17 protein-coding genes are annotated in these 13,997 nt (G+C 65.7%); 9 read left to right on the top strand and 8 right to left on the bottom strand.

The features are described from left to right. Positions 1-157 precede the first annotated feature (157 nt). From LPW26_RS20605 to LPW26_RS20595, 3 genes are all read left to right on the top strand, one after another. On the top strand, positions 158-679 hold the full coding sequence (locus LPW26_RS20605; protein WP_238737500.1) for a GNAT family N-acetyltransferase: 522 nt from the start codon (positions 158-160) through the stop codon (positions 677-679). Positions 680-704: 25 nt separating this feature from the next. Then, positions 705-1,466, top strand: coding sequence for an SDR family oxidoreductase (locus tag LPW26_RS20600; RefSeq protein WP_238737499.1), 762 nt, complete (start codon positions 705-707; stop codon positions 1,464-1,466). Between the two features lie 161 nt (positions 1,467-1,627). Beyond that, positions 1,628-1,969, top strand: a complete 342-nt coding sequence (locus LPW26_RS20595) for a hypothetical protein (protein ID WP_238737498.1) — start codon at positions 1,628-1,630, stop codon at positions 1,967-1,969. A 21-nt stretch (positions 1,970-1,990) separates the two neighbouring features. Here the strand turns inward: LPW26_RS20595 and LPW26_RS20590 are convergent, their stop codons facing one another. From LPW26_RS20590 to LPW26_RS20575, 4 genes are all read right to left on the bottom strand, one after another. Further along, the gene (locus LPW26_RS20590) at positions 1,991-2,764 is read right to left on the bottom strand and encodes a hypothetical protein (RefSeq protein WP_238737497.1); all 774 of its coding nucleotides are present in this window, start codon (positions 2,762-2,764) and stop codon (positions 1,991-1,993) included. A gap of 154 nt (positions 2,765-2,918) precedes the next feature. Continuing rightward, on the bottom strand, positions 2,919-3,434 hold the full coding sequence (locus LPW26_RS20585; protein ID WP_238737496.1) for a cupin domain-containing protein: 516 nt from the start codon (positions 3,432-3,434) through the stop codon (positions 2,919-2,921). Further along, positions 3,400-4,527 (bottom strand): RuBisCO large subunit C-terminal-like domain-containing protein, encoded by a 1,128-nt coding sequence (locus LPW26_RS20580; protein WP_238737531.1) that lies wholly within the window; start codon positions 4,525-4,527, stop codon positions 3,400-3,402. Before LPW26_RS20580 ends, LPW26_RS20585 begins: the two co-directional genes overlap by 35 nt. Before the next feature lie 170 nt (positions 4,528-4,697). Next, positions 4,698-5,915, bottom strand: coding sequence for an MFS transporter (locus LPW26_RS20575; protein WP_238737495.1), 1,218 nt, complete (start codon positions 5,913-5,915; stop codon positions 4,698-4,700). A gap of 217 nt (positions 5,916-6,132) precedes the next feature. Between LPW26_RS20575 and LPW26_RS20570 the strand changes: the two genes are divergently transcribed. Beyond that, the gene (locus tag LPW26_RS20570) at positions 6,133-7,383 is read left to right on the top strand and encodes a NupC/NupG family nucleoside CNT transporter (protein ID WP_238737494.1); all 1,251 of its coding nucleotides are present in this window, start codon (positions 6,133-6,135) and stop codon (positions 7,381-7,383) included. Between the two features lie 275 nt (positions 7,384-7,658). Here LPW26_RS20570 and LPW26_RS20565 read toward each other — a convergent pair whose 3' ends face one another. The 3 genes from LPW26_RS20565 to LPW26_RS20555 form a co-directional block, all read right to left on the bottom strand. Continuing rightward, positions 7,659-8,030 (bottom strand): zeta toxin family protein, encoded by a 372-nt coding sequence (locus tag LPW26_RS20565; protein ID WP_238737530.1) that lies wholly within the window; start codon positions 8,028-8,030, stop codon positions 7,659-7,661. A gap of 35 nt (positions 8,031-8,065) precedes the next feature. Continuing rightward, the gene (locus tag LPW26_RS20560) at positions 8,066-8,272 is read right to left on the bottom strand and encodes a hypothetical protein (RefSeq protein ID WP_238737493.1); all 207 of its coding nucleotides are present in this window, start codon (positions 8,270-8,272) and stop codon (positions 8,066-8,068) included. A 63-nt stretch (positions 8,273-8,335) separates the two neighbouring features. Next, a complete protein-coding gene (locus LPW26_RS20555; protein ID WP_238737492.1) occupies positions 8,336-8,620 on the bottom strand; it encodes an usg protein in 285 nt (94 codons plus the stop codon). A 436-nt stretch (positions 8,621-9,056) separates the two neighbouring features. On the opposite strand from LPW26_RS20555, the gene LPW26_RS20550 reads away from it, so the two are divergent. From LPW26_RS20550 to LPW26_RS20535, 4 genes are all read left to right on the top strand, one after another. After that, on the top strand, positions 9,057-9,371 hold the full coding sequence (locus tag LPW26_RS20550) for a co-chaperone GroES (RefSeq protein WP_238737491.1): 315 nt from the start codon (positions 9,057-9,059) through the stop codon (positions 9,369-9,371). Positions 9,372-9,531: 160 nt separating this feature from the next. Beyond that, positions 9,532-11,175, top strand: a complete 1,644-nt coding sequence (gene groL / locus LPW26_RS20545; protein WP_238737490.1) for a chaperonin GroEL — start codon at positions 9,532-9,534, stop codon at positions 11,173-11,175. A gap of 166 nt (positions 11,176-11,341) precedes the next feature. After that, positions 11,342-11,626, top strand: a complete 285-nt coding sequence (locus LPW26_RS20540; protein ID WP_238737489.1) for a HigA family addiction module antitoxin — start codon at positions 11,342-11,344, stop codon at positions 11,624-11,626. A gap of 83 nt (positions 11,627-11,709) precedes the next feature. Beyond that, positions 11,710-12,408 (top strand): UPF0149 family protein, encoded by a 699-nt coding sequence (locus LPW26_RS20535; RefSeq protein ID WP_238737488.1) that lies wholly within the window; start codon positions 11,710-11,712, stop codon positions 12,406-12,408. Positions 12,409-12,735: 327 nt separating this feature from the next. Here LPW26_RS20535 and LPW26_RS20530 read toward each other — a convergent pair whose 3' ends face one another. Next, the gene (locus LPW26_RS20530; RefSeq protein ID WP_238737487.1) at positions 12,736-13,050 is read right to left on the bottom strand and encodes an ArsR/SmtB family transcription factor; all 315 of its coding nucleotides are present in this window, start codon (positions 13,048-13,050) and stop codon (positions 12,736-12,738) included. A gap of 98 nt (positions 13,051-13,148) precedes the next feature. On the opposite strand from LPW26_RS20530, the gene LPW26_RS20525 reads away from it, so the two are divergent. Beyond that, positions 13,149-13,898: an SDR family NAD(P)-dependent oxidoreductase gene (locus tag LPW26_RS20525; RefSeq protein ID WP_238737486.1), complete on the top strand. Its 750-nt coding sequence runs from the start codon at positions 13,149-13,151 to the stop codon at positions 13,896-13,898. The last annotated feature ends 99 nt before the right edge of the window (positions 13,899-13,997 follow it).

Genomic DNA, 13,997 nt, shown 5'->3' with positions numbered 1-13,997 from the left:
GCGCGCAGCGCGAACCCGGAATCCATACCCCCTGGACTCGCGACAGGACGACCACCTCACCCGCAATCCTCAACCACAGCCGGCAGGGGATATGGATTCCGGGCCTGCGCCCTTTGGGCGCATCCCGGAATGACGGCGCTGGGAGCGTTGCTTCCGCATGAGCACCACCGCCCTCCAGTGGCGGGCGATGTCCGCCGCCGACCTCGATGCGGTCAACGCCGTTGCCGCAGCCGTGCACGTCGACTATCCGGAAGACGCCGCGGTGTTCGCCGAGCGGCTCGCGCTGCATCCGCAAGGTTGCTACGTGCTGAGCGACATCGCCGACGGCGACGCCGAGATCGCCGGCTACCTGATCAGCCATCCCTGGAATTTGCGGCAGCCGCCCGCGCTGAACGCGCTGCTCGGTGCGCTGCCCTCGCCGGCCTCGACCTACTATATCCACGACATCGCGCTGCTGCCGGTCGCCCGCGGCAGCGGCGCCGCCGCAGCCATTCTGGCGCCGCTGATGCGCCATGCAGCGACGATCGCCGACAACATCTCGCTTGTCGCAGTCGGCGGAACGGTGCAGTTCTGGAGCAAGCAAGGTCTCGCGCGCATCGCCGATCCGGCGCTGGACGCCAAGCTGCGCAGCTACGACGCCGAAGCGTGCTACATGATGCGCAGCCTCGGCGCGCGATAACAACACCACATCGGGAGGACTGACCATGGCCGCAACCACCAAGATCGCACTCGTCACCGGTGCCGGCACCGGGGTCGGCCGCGCCGCCTCGCTGGCGCTGATGCAGGCCGGCTTCACCGTGGTGCTCGCCGGCCGCCGGCTCGCGCTATTGCAGGAAACCCAGAAGCTCGGCGAAGGCATCGGCCAGAGCCTGCCGGTGCAGGCCGACATGGCAGACCCTGCCTCGATCGCTGCGCTGTTCGACAAGACCGTCGCAACCTACGGCCGGCTCGATCTGCTCTTCAACAACGCCGGCATGGGCGCGCCGCCGGTGCCGTTCGAGGATCTGTCGCTGCAGCAGTGGCAGGCCGTGGTCGACACCAACTTCACCGCGCCGTTCCTGTGCACGCAGCACGCCTTCCGCATCATGAAGGACCAGACGCCGCGCGGCGGACGCATCATCAACAACGGTTCGATCTCGGCGCATGCGCCGCGGCCGTTCTCCGCGGCCTACACCTCGACCAAGCACGCCATCACCGGCCTGACCAAGGCCAGCAATCTCGATGGCCGCGCCTATGACATCGCAGTCGGCCAGATCGACATCGGCAACGCCGCGACGCCGATGACCGACCGCATGGTCGACGGCCCCGGCGTACTGCAACCTGACGGCTCGACCCGCCACGAACCGCGGATGGATGCCAAAGCCGTCGGCGACGCGGTCGCCTACATGGCCGGCCTGCCGCTCGACGCCAACGTGCTGTTCATGACGGTGATGGCCACCAAGATGCCGTTCGTCGGGCGGGGGTGAAACGCGCAAGGTCGGCGGACCTGCTGGCGCCAACACTCGGCGACACAACCGCGACTCGCATCGAGCGATCAGTTCGCCTCGACTGATGCCGAGGTCGCAGATTATTCGGTTGCGGAGCGCCGCCTGTTGCGGAAGATAAGCGCCTTATCGGAGAGGCGATCATGACCACCTGCAACGAACCGCACCACACGCATCACGATCACCAACACGGACCGAGTTGCGGTCACACCGCGATCAAGCACGAGGGCCACGTCGACTATCTGCACGACGGCCATCTGCACCACATGCACGGCGACCATGTCGATGAGCATGTGATTGCGGTGAACGACACCAACCCGGTCACATGCACGCCGGAAACCGCCTGCGCCGGCCACACCCACGGCCCCGGCTGCGGCCACGAAGCGGTGCCGCACGGCGATCATGTCGACTATCTGGTCGACGGCCGCCTGCACCATCCGCACGCCGGCCATTGCGACGACCACGGCCCGGTCGAACTCGCCTGACGCTTCCGACCTGCCCGGCAGCTACCAGCTGATGACGTAGCTGCCGGTGTAGGGACTGCCGCCGGGCAGCACGTTCTTGGTTCCGGTCAACGCCTGCAGCGCCGGAATGTCGGCCTTGGTGATGGTGCCACGACCGCTCCAGCCGATGCCGTTCGACGAGATGCTGAATTCGTTGGTGGTCTGAACCAGGCTCGGATCGTCGATGCCTGTGATCTTCATCTTGCCCTGCTGGGCGGCGGCGAGTTCGTTCTCGTAGTTGGCGATCACGTCGTTCCAGCCGTCGGACGCCGGCAGCGTGCCGTTCGCGAGCCCGTCCTTCATCCGCGCGATCGCGTCCGGATAGGTGTCAAGCACCGTCGCGACGTGATCGGCCAGCGCGCCGTCCAGCGTCTTCGGCTGGGCGTCGTACAGGCTCTGCAGTCCCTGCACCACATGGTACACGTTCTGCTCCGCTTGGCTCAGCCCGGACGGATCGAAGTCTTTCGGCAGCGGCAGCTGCGCAATTTTGCCATCGCGCACCAGCGCGCGAACCTGATCGTCGGCGACGCCGTTCGCTGCGTTGGCGAAGGTGCTCGACGCGGCCATCGTCTTGATCAGCGCAACCGAGCTTGAGCTTCCCGACAGCGTGCCGCTCTGCGAGTAAGTCTGCAGCGTGCTCGACGCGGAAGCGGTGAAGCCGGACGACGCCGACGTGCCGGCGTTCGCGCCGCGCCCTGAATGTGCTTGCGAGGCCGCGCGCAGCAGTTGCAGCGCGGCAAGATCGGACTGGTACGAAGCCGCATAACCGATGCGCATGACCAAGCCTCCTCAGACCATCGTGATGAGTAGGCCCGGATTCGTTAACGTGCCGCTAATGATTGCAGCCGGCGCAAAATGCAACGCGACGCGTTGCAACCGACCATCGTGCGGCGGCGGATTGCCGAGAGCACGTAGCAGCACCCGCCTACCGTTACGCCGAAACGTCCTCGCCGCTGCTGCGGATGAACGCCGCCACTGCGGCGTCGCGACGCAGCTCCGCAACATCCTCGGTCCCCGGCAGTTGCGGACGGTCGCGCGCCGCATTCACCACGCAGAGGAAGCCGAGGCAGTCGCCGCGATTGGCACGAAACTGATGCCAGGTCATCGGCGGAATGAAAACGAGATCGCCCGCCGCGATGTCGCTGATCGTAGTGCCGACCAGGCACTGCCCCTTGCCGCGATGGATCATCACCGCGTGAACATGCGCGTGGCGCTCGAGCGTCGACCAGCCGCCTTCATCCACTTCGAAGTAACGCCACTCGCAGGCGAGGTTCGGATCGGCGAACAGCAGCTGCCGGGTGACGTCGCGAAACGGCGCCTCGGCGCTCTGCTTGTAGGGCATCACCGCAACGCCATCCCAACGGCCAGGCGACGTCTGGGCGCGCACGCCGGGACGCTCGCCAGCTTGCGGATCAGCGGGATGCGACGTCGTGCTGTGACTTGCCATGCCGTGCAACCTCCGCCGTGAACAAGACCGCTTGCTCCGTCAGCCGCTCGCCGGCCGCAAGCAGGCTGCCGCCGATCAGCAGCATCACGTCCTCACCATAAAACGACAACAGCTCTGCGACGCGATCGATCGCGATGCCGCCGGCCGGCACCGGCAGGCACGGCTTCATCCCGTCCCATTGGCCGCGCGCGGCCTCTGCCAACGCCCAGCAGCTCTCGGCCGTCGCGGCGAAGCGGCCACCGGCATGCGGAAACACCGTGGCGTCGGCGCCGAGCAGCCGGAACAGCTTGCCGAGCAGCAGCGGCGGCGCGATCCGTGCGCCACCGGACATCGCCGGATGCGCCAGCACCGCCAGCCCCTCGGTCTCGCGCACCAGCGCGTGAAAGTTCGACAGCCCGACGATCATCGGAATCAGCATTAGCGCCCCGATGCCCTCGGCGCGGATCAGATCGAGCTGCCGCCGCATCGTATCGAGCGAGCCGGAGACATGCGGCGCGTAGAGCGTTCGCCCTCCGCTCGCCGCATTGGCATCGCGCACCGCGCGACCGACCGCGCGGATGCGTTCGGCGAACGGGCTATAGGCCTGGTCGGCGATGCCGTGATCGTCCTTGATCAGATCAACGCCGCCCCGCGCCAACCGGCCGGCGATCACCGCGAGCGCCTCGGGCGACAGACCCTGCGGTTTCAGCGCCGAGGCCGTCAGGGCCCGTCCCCGCGTCCCGGTCGCTTCGCGGATCCCGGCGATGCCGCGCCGCGGTCCGCCGAACGCCGCGGCGTAGGATCGCGGCAGCTCGACATCGACCAGCTCGACGTCCGGCTGCATCGAGGCATTGCCGAACAGCATGTTGAGCAGTTGGCCCGGCTCGGCCGGCGCGGTCGCGGCGGCCAGCGCGATCCGCACCGCATAGCGGCCCTCAGCAATCTCCTGGATCAGCGTGACCCGGCCCAGGATCGCGTCGCGCACCCACGGATCGCCGATCGCCTCGAGCGGGCATTCGACGCTCTGCTCGATCGCCAGAAACTGCGCGCGGTCGGCGATCCGTGCCGCGTCGCTGCTCAAATGGTAGGTCGCGATGATGTGCTTGCCGGTCACCGGCTTGACTCCAGCTTCGGCCTGATCGACCTTAAAGCGGGTCTTGAACTGCAAGCAAGCTTTCAGCCTTTCCCCGTCATTGCGAGCGAAGCGAAGCAATCCAGGGCCCAGTGCTCGGCGCTGGATTGCTTCGTCGCATCGCTCCTCGCAATGACGCTTCTTTGCGAGACCTATTCCAGCCGCTCGATCCGCCGCAGCGACGGAAACAGCTTCATCCACAACAGCGCCACCGCCACGGTGCCGACGCCGCCCAGCACCGCCGCCGGCATCGCGCCGAACAGCGCCGCGGTGACGCCGCTCTCGAACTGGCCGAGCTGGTTGGAGGCGTTGATGAACAGGAAGTTCACCGCGCCGACCCGGCCGCGCATATTGTCCGGCGTCGCGAGCTGCACCAGCGAGAACCGGATCACGACGCTGACCGTGTCGGCTGCGCCCATCACCACCAGCGCCGCCACCGACAGCCACAGCCACCAGGACAGCGCGAACACGATGGTGGCTATGCCGAACACGATGACGGCCTGGAACATCCGCAGCCCGACCCGGCTGGTGATCGACGTGCGCGCCAGCACGATCGTCATGGCCAGCGCGCCGATCGCCGGCGCGGCGCGCAGCACGCCGAGCCCCCACGGCCCGGTGTGCAGGATGTCGCGCGCGTAGATCGGCAGCAACGCGGTGGCGCCGCCGAGCAGCACCGCGAACAGATCGAGCGAGATGGTGCCGAGGATCGCCGGATTGGAGCGGACGAAGCGCAGGCCCGAATAGAGATCGTCGACGTCCGCCGTCGCCTGTTTGGCCGGCGCAGGCGTCACGGCGACCAGCGGAATCAGCAGGCTGCCGACGATCCAGAACGCCGCCATGATGGCGTAAGGCAGCGTCGGCGACACCGCATAGGCGAAGCCGCCGATCGCCGGGCCGGTGATCATCGCCAGTTGGGCGACGCCGGTGGAGGTCGCGGTCGCGCGCTGCAGCGTGCCCTCGGGCACGACCGACGGCAGCATCGCCGCCACTGCCGGGCTTTCGAACGAGGTGGCGATGCCGACCACCGTCATCGCCACGAAGATCTGCGTTACGCTCAGCCAGTCGCCGTACGTGCCGGCGGCGAGAAACAGCGCCGTCAGCCCCTGCACGATCTGGCAGATCTGCACCACGCGCTTGCGGTCGAAATGATCGACCGCATGGCCGGCGACAAACACCAGCAGCGCGGTGGGGATGAACTGCACCAGCCCGATCATGCCGAGCGCGAAGGCGCTCGAGGTCATGTCGTAGATCTGCCAGCCGACCGCCACCGCCGCGATCTGGCTGGCGAAGCGCGAGAACGTGCGCGCGCCGAGATACAGCATCAACGGAGGATGCCGCAGCAGCGAGTCCGAAGGGGTGAGCGTCGTCATGGGAGCGCGCGACCGGCAGGCGCGCGGAGCCGAGGCTGGATCATTTTCCATGCCATGACGCGCCCCGCACGCAGCGTCAAGCGGCGTACCGACACGTCTGCCCCGCACCGCGTGCGGAGCGTGGCGCCGCCGCGGCGTGCGCACAAAGTCGGTGCGGCCTGCGCCGCATCCGGGCTGGCCTCGCTCCGCCGCATCGGCATAATGGCGCGGGGGACTGATGCTACAACTGCAATCCGGCTTTGGAATTTTCGCGCTGCTGATGCTCGCCTGGGCGTTCGGCGAACATCGCGACCGCGTCTCGCTACGGCAGATCGTGATCGGGCTCGTGGTGACGCTCGCCACCGCCCTGCTGATGCTGAAACTGCCCGGCGCCGCGCATGCCTTCGGTGCGATCAACGAGGCGGTCGGGGTGATCGGCGCGGCGACGCGCGCCGGCACCTCGTTCGCGTTCGGCTATCTCGGCGGCGCGCAGGCGCCGTTCGACATCAAGGCGCCGGGCGCCGATTTCATCCTCGCCTTCCAGGCGCTGCCGGTGGTGCTGGTGATGAGCGTGCTCACCACGCTGCTGTTCTACTGGAAGATCCTGCCGCCGGTGGTGCGCGGCATGGCGTGGCTGCTGAAACGCACGCTCGGCGTCGGCGGCGCGGTCGGCCTGTCGACCGCCGCCAACGTGTTTCTCGGCATGGTCGAGGCGCCGCTGTTCATCCGGCCCTATCTGGCGCAGCTCACCCGCAGCGAATTGTTCCTGGTGATGACCGGCGGCATGGCCGGCATCGCCGGCACCGTGCTGGTCCTGTACGCGACGCTGCTGGCGCCGATCCTGCCCGATGCTGCTGCGCACTTCGTGATCGCCTCGGTGCTGGGCGCGCCGGCCGCGATCCTGATCAGCCTGATCATGTTGCCCGAGACCGAACCGCGCCGCACCGGCGGATCGCTCGACGATCCGGAGCGGATCGCGGTCAGCACCATGGACGCGATCGTCAAGGGCACCGCCGCCGGCCTCGAACTGCTGCTCAACATCGTCGCGATGCTGATCGTGCTGGTCGCGCTGGTGTATCTCGCCAACGCCATGCTCGGCGTGCTGCCGCAGCTTGGCGGCGAAGCGATCTCGCTGCAGCGGCTGCTCGGCTACGCGATGGCGCCGGTGTGCTGGCTGCTCGGCCTGCCGTGGTCGCAGGCCGTCACCGCCGGCTCACTGATGGGCATCAAGACGGTGCTCAACGAACTGATCGCCTATGTCGAGCTGTCGAAGCTCCCGGAGGGCGCGCTCGATCCACGCTCCCGCCTGATCATGCTGTACGCGATGTGCGGCTTCGCCAATTTCGGCAGCCTCGGCATCATGCTCGGCGGCCTCACCGCCATGGCCCCCGACCGCCGCGAAGAAATCGCCTCGCTGGGGTTGAAGTCGATCGTATCGGGCACGCTGACGACGTGCTTGATGGGAGCGGTGGTGGGGGTGATGACGTAATCAATCCGTCTCCTGCACGGTGAGTTGGAGTTGGTCGGATCTTGCCGTCAGCGGGTCGATGAAGTGACGTCGCACCCATAGCGGAACAGCCCTTCTGACCTTCAAGTGGCAACTTTCCGTGGCTCGCGTCAATTCGGCGACAGATCGAAGGCCGGCAGGACGTACGGCGATCAGCGCTTCGCTAGGGGGTACCTGTCGGCTGTTGTCGAACAGCACGGTGCGATGAGCCACCAATGCGGCCGGGACCAACAGATTAAGTGTGCGCGCGTACCGCGCTATGACGCGCTCCTTTGGAACGTCATGACCTCCAACACCACACGTTGCGCAATGCGTTTGAGATTGAGAGCCGGCTGGGACGTACATACGAAATACAGCGTCACATCGTAACCCGCGCGTGCAGCCCGCTCCATGACTTCGATTTTGCTCGGGTGAGACATCACGGTTTCGAATGCGAAGCTCTGCCGCAATCGAAGGCATCCCTCCCGTCGCGCGTCCGCAATGGCTTGAGCTGTCTGCGATCGTTCCGGCTCGCTCAAGTCGAGAGTTGCGGCGATCTCGTCGGGATTGATGTAGGTGCCGAAGTCGACGCCGGCTTCGATCAGGAAATTCGTGAGCGTGCTTTTCCCGGAGCCATTCGGCCCAGCCATGACCACCAATGACGGCGGCCTGACGATGGCGGACTTCAGCTTCGACGCCCGACTGCGTCTTTCCGCAAGGGCGGCCGTTGCTCGAATGCCGATCGATCGGTCTCGATGATCGGACCGTCATCATATTCCGTGCCGCTCACCGTCAGACCGGCAGCATAAGCCTGATCGGCCGCGCGTTGTGCGGCGGCGGCGCCCGCCTTAGCTAATTCTTCGAAGGTCAGATCCGCAGCGTGCTTGGTCATCGGCGTGTCTCCGTCACGCGTTCGCTTTCAATCTAAGCGCGTGACGGAGCGATTGCCAGCGGCTCAATGCAGTCTGAATACCCCGTCGACCGTGCGCAGCTCGGCTGGCTTGATCAGCTTGGAGTGCGCCACGGTGACCGCGACCAGCGGGCCCTCGAGCTCCTTCTCCCAGAACGACAGGAAGTCCTTCAAGGCCGGGAAGTGCGGAAACAGATCGTAGTTCTGCCAAGTGTAGCTTTGCAGCAGCCAGTGGCGATCGGGCCTGCGGTAGAGGATCTCCGCCGTGGTCAGACCGTAGCCGAGCACCTGTTTCCTGAAGTCCTCAGAAACTGCACCTTTTCCGTCCATGCCAACCTCCAAAGCAGAAGCGCATTCAGCAAAAGTGATGTCCGGTTGCGTGTCGATGCGCCCTGCAACTGTCCTTCCGGCCTGACCGGGCCCGGGGTCCACTTCCCGGCCAGGCCGCACCCAAATCATCCGCGACGATGCTCACCATCTCAAGCCTAAAAAATTAACGTCATGTTGAAAACACAAGCGTTAGCAGCGACTTAGATTAAGTGCTAACAGAGGCCCGCAGGGCGGCGGCTGGCGGGCACACAGGCAGCTGCATTCATCTGGTCAACGGAACTGGCAGAAGTTTCACCCGAGTGCCAATTTTTCTGCTACCCACCCTTGTCTCTCCCAAAGCGCTGGATTATCTCCTCTGTGTCGCGCTGGCACTCGCTGGTCGCGACTGCTAATTCCAGAAATTCTGAAACAACTTCAGAAACTTAGGAGGACTTGCATGAATTTCCGTCCGCTTCACGACCGCGTCGTGGTCAAGCGCATCGACGCCGAAGAGAAGACCGCTGGCGGTATCATCATTCCTGACTCGGCCAAGGAAAAGCCCTCGCAGGGCGAGATCGTCGCCGTCGGCCCGGGTGGCCGCGACGAAGCCGGCAAGCTGATCCCGATCGACCTCAAGGTCGGCGACCGAGTGCTGTTCGGCAAATGGTCGGGCACCGAAGTCAAGATCGACGGCAAAGACCTGCTGATCATGAAGGAAAGCGACATCATGGGCGTCATCACCGGCGCCGAGGCCAAGAAGAAGGCCGCCTAAGTCGCGCTCGCCCCTCACCCTGAGGAGCCGGCGCAGCCGGCGTCTCGAAGGGTGAGCTTCGCAACGTCAACCAGCTCGTCCTTCGAGACGCCGCTCCGCCTTGTGGTCGGGCCGGCTCCTCAGGATGAGGGCCAACTCCAACTTTTCAGGGAAACCCCTTATGTCCGCTAAAGAAGTCAAATTCGGCGTCGACGCCCGCGACCGCATGCTGCGCGGCGTGGACATTCTCGCCAATGCCGTGAAGGTCACGCTGGGTCCGAAGGGCCGCAACGTCGTCCTCGACAAGTCGTTCGGTGCCCCGCGCATCACCAAGGACGGCGTCACCGTCGCCAAGGACATCGAGCTCGACGACAAGTTCGAGAACATGGGCGCCCAGATGGTGCGCGAAGTGGCCTCGAAGTCGGCCGACGCGGCCGGCGACGGCACCACCACCGCGACCGTGCTGGCCCAGGCGATCGTGCGCGAAGGCGCCAAGGCCGTCGCCGCCGGCATGAACCCGATGGATCTGAAGCGTGGTATCGACCTGGCGGTGGAAGCCGTCGTCGCCGATCTCGTCAAGAACTCCAAGAAGGTCACCTCGAACGACGAGATCGCCCAGGTCGGCACCATCTCGGCCAACGGCGACTCGGAGATCGGCAAGTTCCTCGCCGACGCGATGAAGAAGGTCGGCAACGAGGGTGTCATCACCGTCGAGGAAGCCAAGTCGCTCGAGACCGAACTCGACGTCGTCGAGGGCATGCAGTTCGACCGCGGCTACATCTCGCCCTACTTCGTCACCAACGCCGACAAGATGCGCGTTGAAATGGATGACGCCTACATCCTGATCAACGAGAAGAAGCTGTCGAGCCTGAACGAGCTGCTGCCGCTGCTCGAAGCCGTCGTGCAGACCGGCAAGCCGCTGCTGATCGTCGCCGAAGACGTCGAAGGCGAAGCGCTCGCCACCCTCGTCGTCAACCGCCTGCGCGGCGGCCTCAAGGTCGCGGCCGTCAAGGCTCCGGGCTTCGGCGATCGCCGCAAGGCCATGCTGCAGGACATCGCGATCCTGACCGGCGGCCAGGCGATCTCGGAAGACCTCGGCATCAAGCTCGAAAACGTCACCCTGCAGATGCTGGGTCGCGCCAAGAAGGTGATGATCGACAAGGAAAACACCACGATCGTCAACGGCGCCGGCAAGAAGGCCGACATCGAAGCCCGCGTTGCCCAGATCAAGGCGCAGATCGAGGAAACCACCTCGGACTACGACCGCGAGAAGCTGCAGGAGCGTCTGGCCAAGCTCGCCGGCGGCGTCGCGGTGATCCGCGTCGGCGGCGCGACCGAGGTCGAGGTGAAGGAGCGCAAGGATCGCGTTGATGACGCGATGCACGCCACTCGCGCCGCGGTCGAAGAAGGCATCGTCCCGGGCGGCGGCGTCGCACTGCTGCGCGCCTCCGAGCAGCTCAAGCGCATCAAGACCCAGAACGACGACCAGAAGACCGGCGTCGAAATCGTGCGCCGCGCCCTCTCCGCCCCGGCCCGCCAGATCGCCATCAACGCCGGCGAAGACGGCTCGGTGATCGTCGGCAAGGTGCTCGAGAAGGAGCAGTACAACTGGGGCTTCGACTCGCAGAGCGGCGAGTACGGCGACCTGGTCAAGAAGGGCATCATCGACCCGACCAAGGTGGTCCGCACCGCGATCCAGAACGCAGCCTCGGTCGCAGCGCTGCTGATCACCACCGAAGCGATGATCGCCGAACTGCCGAAGAAGGGTGGCGCCGGCGCCGGCGGCATGCCCCCGGGCGGCGGCATGGGCGGCATGGACTTCTAAGTTCAGCTACCCACGCACAGACAACGAAGCCCGGGAGCAATCCCGGGCTTTTTTGTTGCGCTTCGCGACCACCTCTCGTTCGTCATTTCGGGCTCGCGCGTCGCGCGCCCCGGAATGACGGGGACAGGATTATGCTATAGTTTGCCGTCGAGATTTGGAGGTAACGATGCCCCGGCTCCGCACCCACCCTGGCGAAGTACTCCGCGAAGAATATCTGGCACCGCTCGGCCTCTCCGCCCGAGCGCTGGCCAAAGAGCTTGGCGTCCCCGCCAATCGCCTGACCGAGATCATGCGCGGCAGCCGCGACGTCAGCGCCGACACGGCGCTCCGGCTCGGTCGCTACTTCGGCACGGATCCGCGATTCTGGCTCAACCTGCAGGCCGCATACGACCTGTCCAAGGCCGAGCGGTCGATCGACTACACCAGCATCGTGCCGCGCGCGGTGGCGTAGAGAGGACGTCGTTGATACTTGCACACCTACAAGCGCAACTTACAACTCACCGCTGACGTCCCCCTTCCAAACCGGATCATCCCATGCCCGACCTCCCTCCCCATCTCGCGCGCCTCGAAGAGGAATTCACCGAGATCGGGCCCGACATCATGCAGGTCGAAGAGCTCGACGGCTTCATCGCCGCGCTGCTGGTCTGCCCCGAGATGATCAAGCCCGGCGACTGGCTGCCGGCGGTGTGGGGCGGCAACGCGGACGACCCGGCGCCATTCGACGACCTCGATCACGCCAACAGCATCTTCGCGGTGATCATGCGGCACTACAACGACGTCGCGACGACGCTGTCCGAACATCCCGAGCGCTACCGTCCGTTGATGCCCGGCGTCGGCACGGGGGACGTCGTGTGGGAGACGTGGGTCGACGGCTTCGGAGCAGCCGTGGACATGTGGCCGGAGCATTGGGAGCGCCTGCAGGATGCCGACGACGCGACACGAGGGGCGTTCGACGGCCTGTCGCGATTGGTCGACATCTCCGCCATGATGGTCGACATCGACCAAGCCGAACGCGAAGCCCTGGACAAAACGGCCGCCGACAAAGTCACCGGTTGGCTCCTTACCCTGAACACCTGGCGCACCGCCCACGACCCGTCGCCCCGCACCATCGAATGGGGCCCGCCAACGCCACAGCCGCTGCCACCGCCGGCAAAGCGCACCAAGATCGGCCGCAACGAGCCGTGCCCGTGCGGGTCGGGGAAGAAGTACAAGCGATGCTGTGGGATGGGGTGAGGCTGCTGCAACACCTTCCCAGCGATGCAGACAGCACACTCTCGGTCGTCATTGTGCAGAGGTCGATACGACTTCGTTCGTCATTCCCGAGGGAAAATTCGTAGCCCGGATGCAGCGCAGCGAAATCCGGGACACCCTCGACCCGGGCCCGCGAAAGACGTGACGGGGATTCATGCGCAGCCTCTCCCCGTCATTGCGAGGAGCGCAGCGACGAAGCAATCCAGTCCGTGCACGAGCCTCTGGATTGCTTCGCTACGCTCGCAATGACGAACACCGAGGCTGGACGCATAGGACTTCGCCTCGCTGCATCCGGGACACACGAAACAGCTACGCCCCCGCGTGCTTCAAAATCGCCTTCAACAACCCCGGAAACCGAGCGTTGATATCCGCCTCGCGCACGACGTTCCTGTGCTCGACGCCCTTTTTCGTGGTGTGGATCAGGCCGGATTCGCGCAGCACGCGGAAGTGGTTGGAGAGCGTCGACTTGGGGATGTCGGGGCACGGCGATGCGGCGGTGCAGGACATGCAGGCGGGCTCGGTCAGCAGGCCCCTGACGATCTGCAGCCGCACCGGGTCGGCCAGCGCGGCGAGCACGCCGGCGAGCGTGATGTCCTGACGGGCCGGATGCACGAACTGAACCATGCAAAAGATATAGGCGCCCCCTTGCGTTCGTTCAATAGTCCCATATTTCCGAACTATTGATCTAGCGAACGATCGCGGATCGAAAAGGGACGACCAACATGACCAAGACTCTGCAAGGCAAGGTGGCGCTGGTGACCGGCGCATCGAAGGGAATCGGCTCCGCGATTGCGCTAAAGCTGGCGGCCGAAGGCGCCGCGGTGGCGGTGAACTACGCCTCCGGCAAGGACGGCGCCGACGCCGTCGTAGCCAAGATCACTGCGGCGGGCGGCAAGGCCGTCGCCGTGCACGGCAACCTCGCCGAACCGGGCGACTCCGCAAAACTCGTCGGCGAGACGGTGAAGGCGCTCGGCAAGATCGACGTGCTGGTCAACAACGCCGGCGTTTACGAATTCGGCGCACTCGACGTCATCACGCCCGAGCATTTCCACCGCCAGTTCAACGTCAATGTGCTCGGCCTGCTGCTGGTGACGCAGGAGGCGGCGCGGCACTTCAACGACGGCGGCAGCATCGTCAACATCTCGTCCGGCGTGTCGACCCTGGCGATGCCGGGCACCGCGGTGTACGGCGCCACCAAGGCGTCGGTCGATCTGATCACCGGTGTGCTGGCCAAGGAGCTGGCGCCGCACAAGATCCGCGTCAACGCCGTCAATCCCGGCATGGTCGTCACCGAAGGCGTCAAGACGGCCGGCTTCCACGAAGGCGAAATGCGCCAGCAGATCGAAGCCATCACCCCGCTCGGCCGCGTCGGCGAAGCCGACGAGGTCGCCGCGGTGGTCGCCTTCCTGGCCAGCAACGGCGCCTCCTACGTCACCGGCGAAACGCTGCATGTCACGGGCGGACTGAAGTAAGCGCCACGACCGAGTCATCGGCTATCGCCGAGGAATTGTACTGTGGCCAGACGTGTGCGGATAGAAGCCCCACTCCGCAGCGCGCGCCCTCTCCCGCTC

The sequence above is a fragment of the Rhodopseudomonas infernalis genome (assembly GCF_022271405.1).
Classification (GTDB): Bacteria; Pseudomonadota; Alphaproteobacteria; order Rhizobiales; family Xanthobacteraceae; genus Rhodopseudomonas; species Rhodopseudomonas infernalis.
This window is presented reverse-complemented; position numbering and strand designations above follow the sequence as displayed.

Excerpts from the sequence above, each read along its gene's own strand:
- LPW26_RS20605 (WP_238737500.1), top strand. The coding sequence starts at position 158 with ATGAGCACCACCGCCCTCCAGTGGCGGGCGATGTCCGCCGCCGACCTC.
- LPW26_RS20600 (WP_238737499.1), top strand. The coding sequence starts at position 705 with ATGGCCGCAACCACCAAGATCGCACTCGTCACCGGTGCCGGCACCGGG.
- LPW26_RS20540 (WP_238737489.1), top strand. The coding sequence starts at position 11,342 with ATGCCCCGGCTCCGCACCCACCCTGGCGAAGTACTCCGCGAAGAATAT.
- LPW26_RS20590 (WP_238737497.1), bottom strand. The coding sequence starts at position 2,764 with ATGCGCATCGGTTATGCGGCTTCGTACCAGTCCGATCTTGCCGCGCTG.
- LPW26_RS20565 (WP_238737530.1), bottom strand. The coding sequence starts at position 8,030 with ATGGCTGGGCCGAATGGCTCCGGGAAAAGCACGCTCACGAATTTCCTG.
- LPW26_RS20535 (WP_238737488.1), top strand. The coding sequence starts at position 11,710 with ATGCCCGACCTCCCTCCCCATCTCGCGCGCCTCGAAGAGGAATTCACC.
- LPW26_RS20555 (WP_238737492.1), bottom strand. The coding sequence starts at position 8,620 with ATGGACGGAAAAGGTGCAGTTTCTGAGGACTTCAGGAAACAGGTGCTC.
- LPW26_RS20595 (WP_238737498.1), top strand. The coding sequence starts at position 1,628 with ATGACCACCTGCAACGAACCGCACCACACGCATCACGATCACCAACAC.
- LPW26_RS20570 (WP_238737494.1), top strand. The coding sequence starts at position 6,133 with ATGCTACAACTGCAATCCGGCTTTGGAATTTTCGCGCTGCTGATGCTC.
- LPW26_RS20575 (WP_238737495.1), bottom strand. The coding sequence starts at position 5,915 with ATGACGACGCTCACCCCTTCGGACTCGCTGCTGCGGCATCCTCCGTTG.
- LPW26_RS20585 (WP_238737496.1), bottom strand. The coding sequence starts at position 3,434 with ATGGCAAGTCACAGCACGACGTCGCATCCCGCTGATCCGCAAGCTGGC.
- LPW26_RS20525 (WP_238737486.1), top strand. The coding sequence starts at position 13,149 with ATGACCAAGACTCTGCAAGGCAAGGTGGCGCTGGTGACCGGCGCATCG.
- groL (WP_238737490.1), top strand. The coding sequence starts at position 9,532 with ATGTCCGCTAAAGAAGTCAAATTCGGCGTCGACGCCCGCGACCGCATG.
- LPW26_RS20550 (WP_238737491.1), top strand. The coding sequence starts at position 9,057 with ATGAATTTCCGTCCGCTTCACGACCGCGTCGTGGTCAAGCGCATCGAC.
- LPW26_RS20530 (WP_238737487.1), bottom strand. The coding sequence starts at position 13,050 with ATGGTTCAGTTCGTGCATCCGGCCCGTCAGGACATCACGCTCGCCGGC.
- LPW26_RS20560 (WP_238737493.1), bottom strand. The coding sequence starts at position 8,272 with ATGACCAAGCACGCTGCGGATCTGACCTTCGAAGAATTAGCTAAGGCG.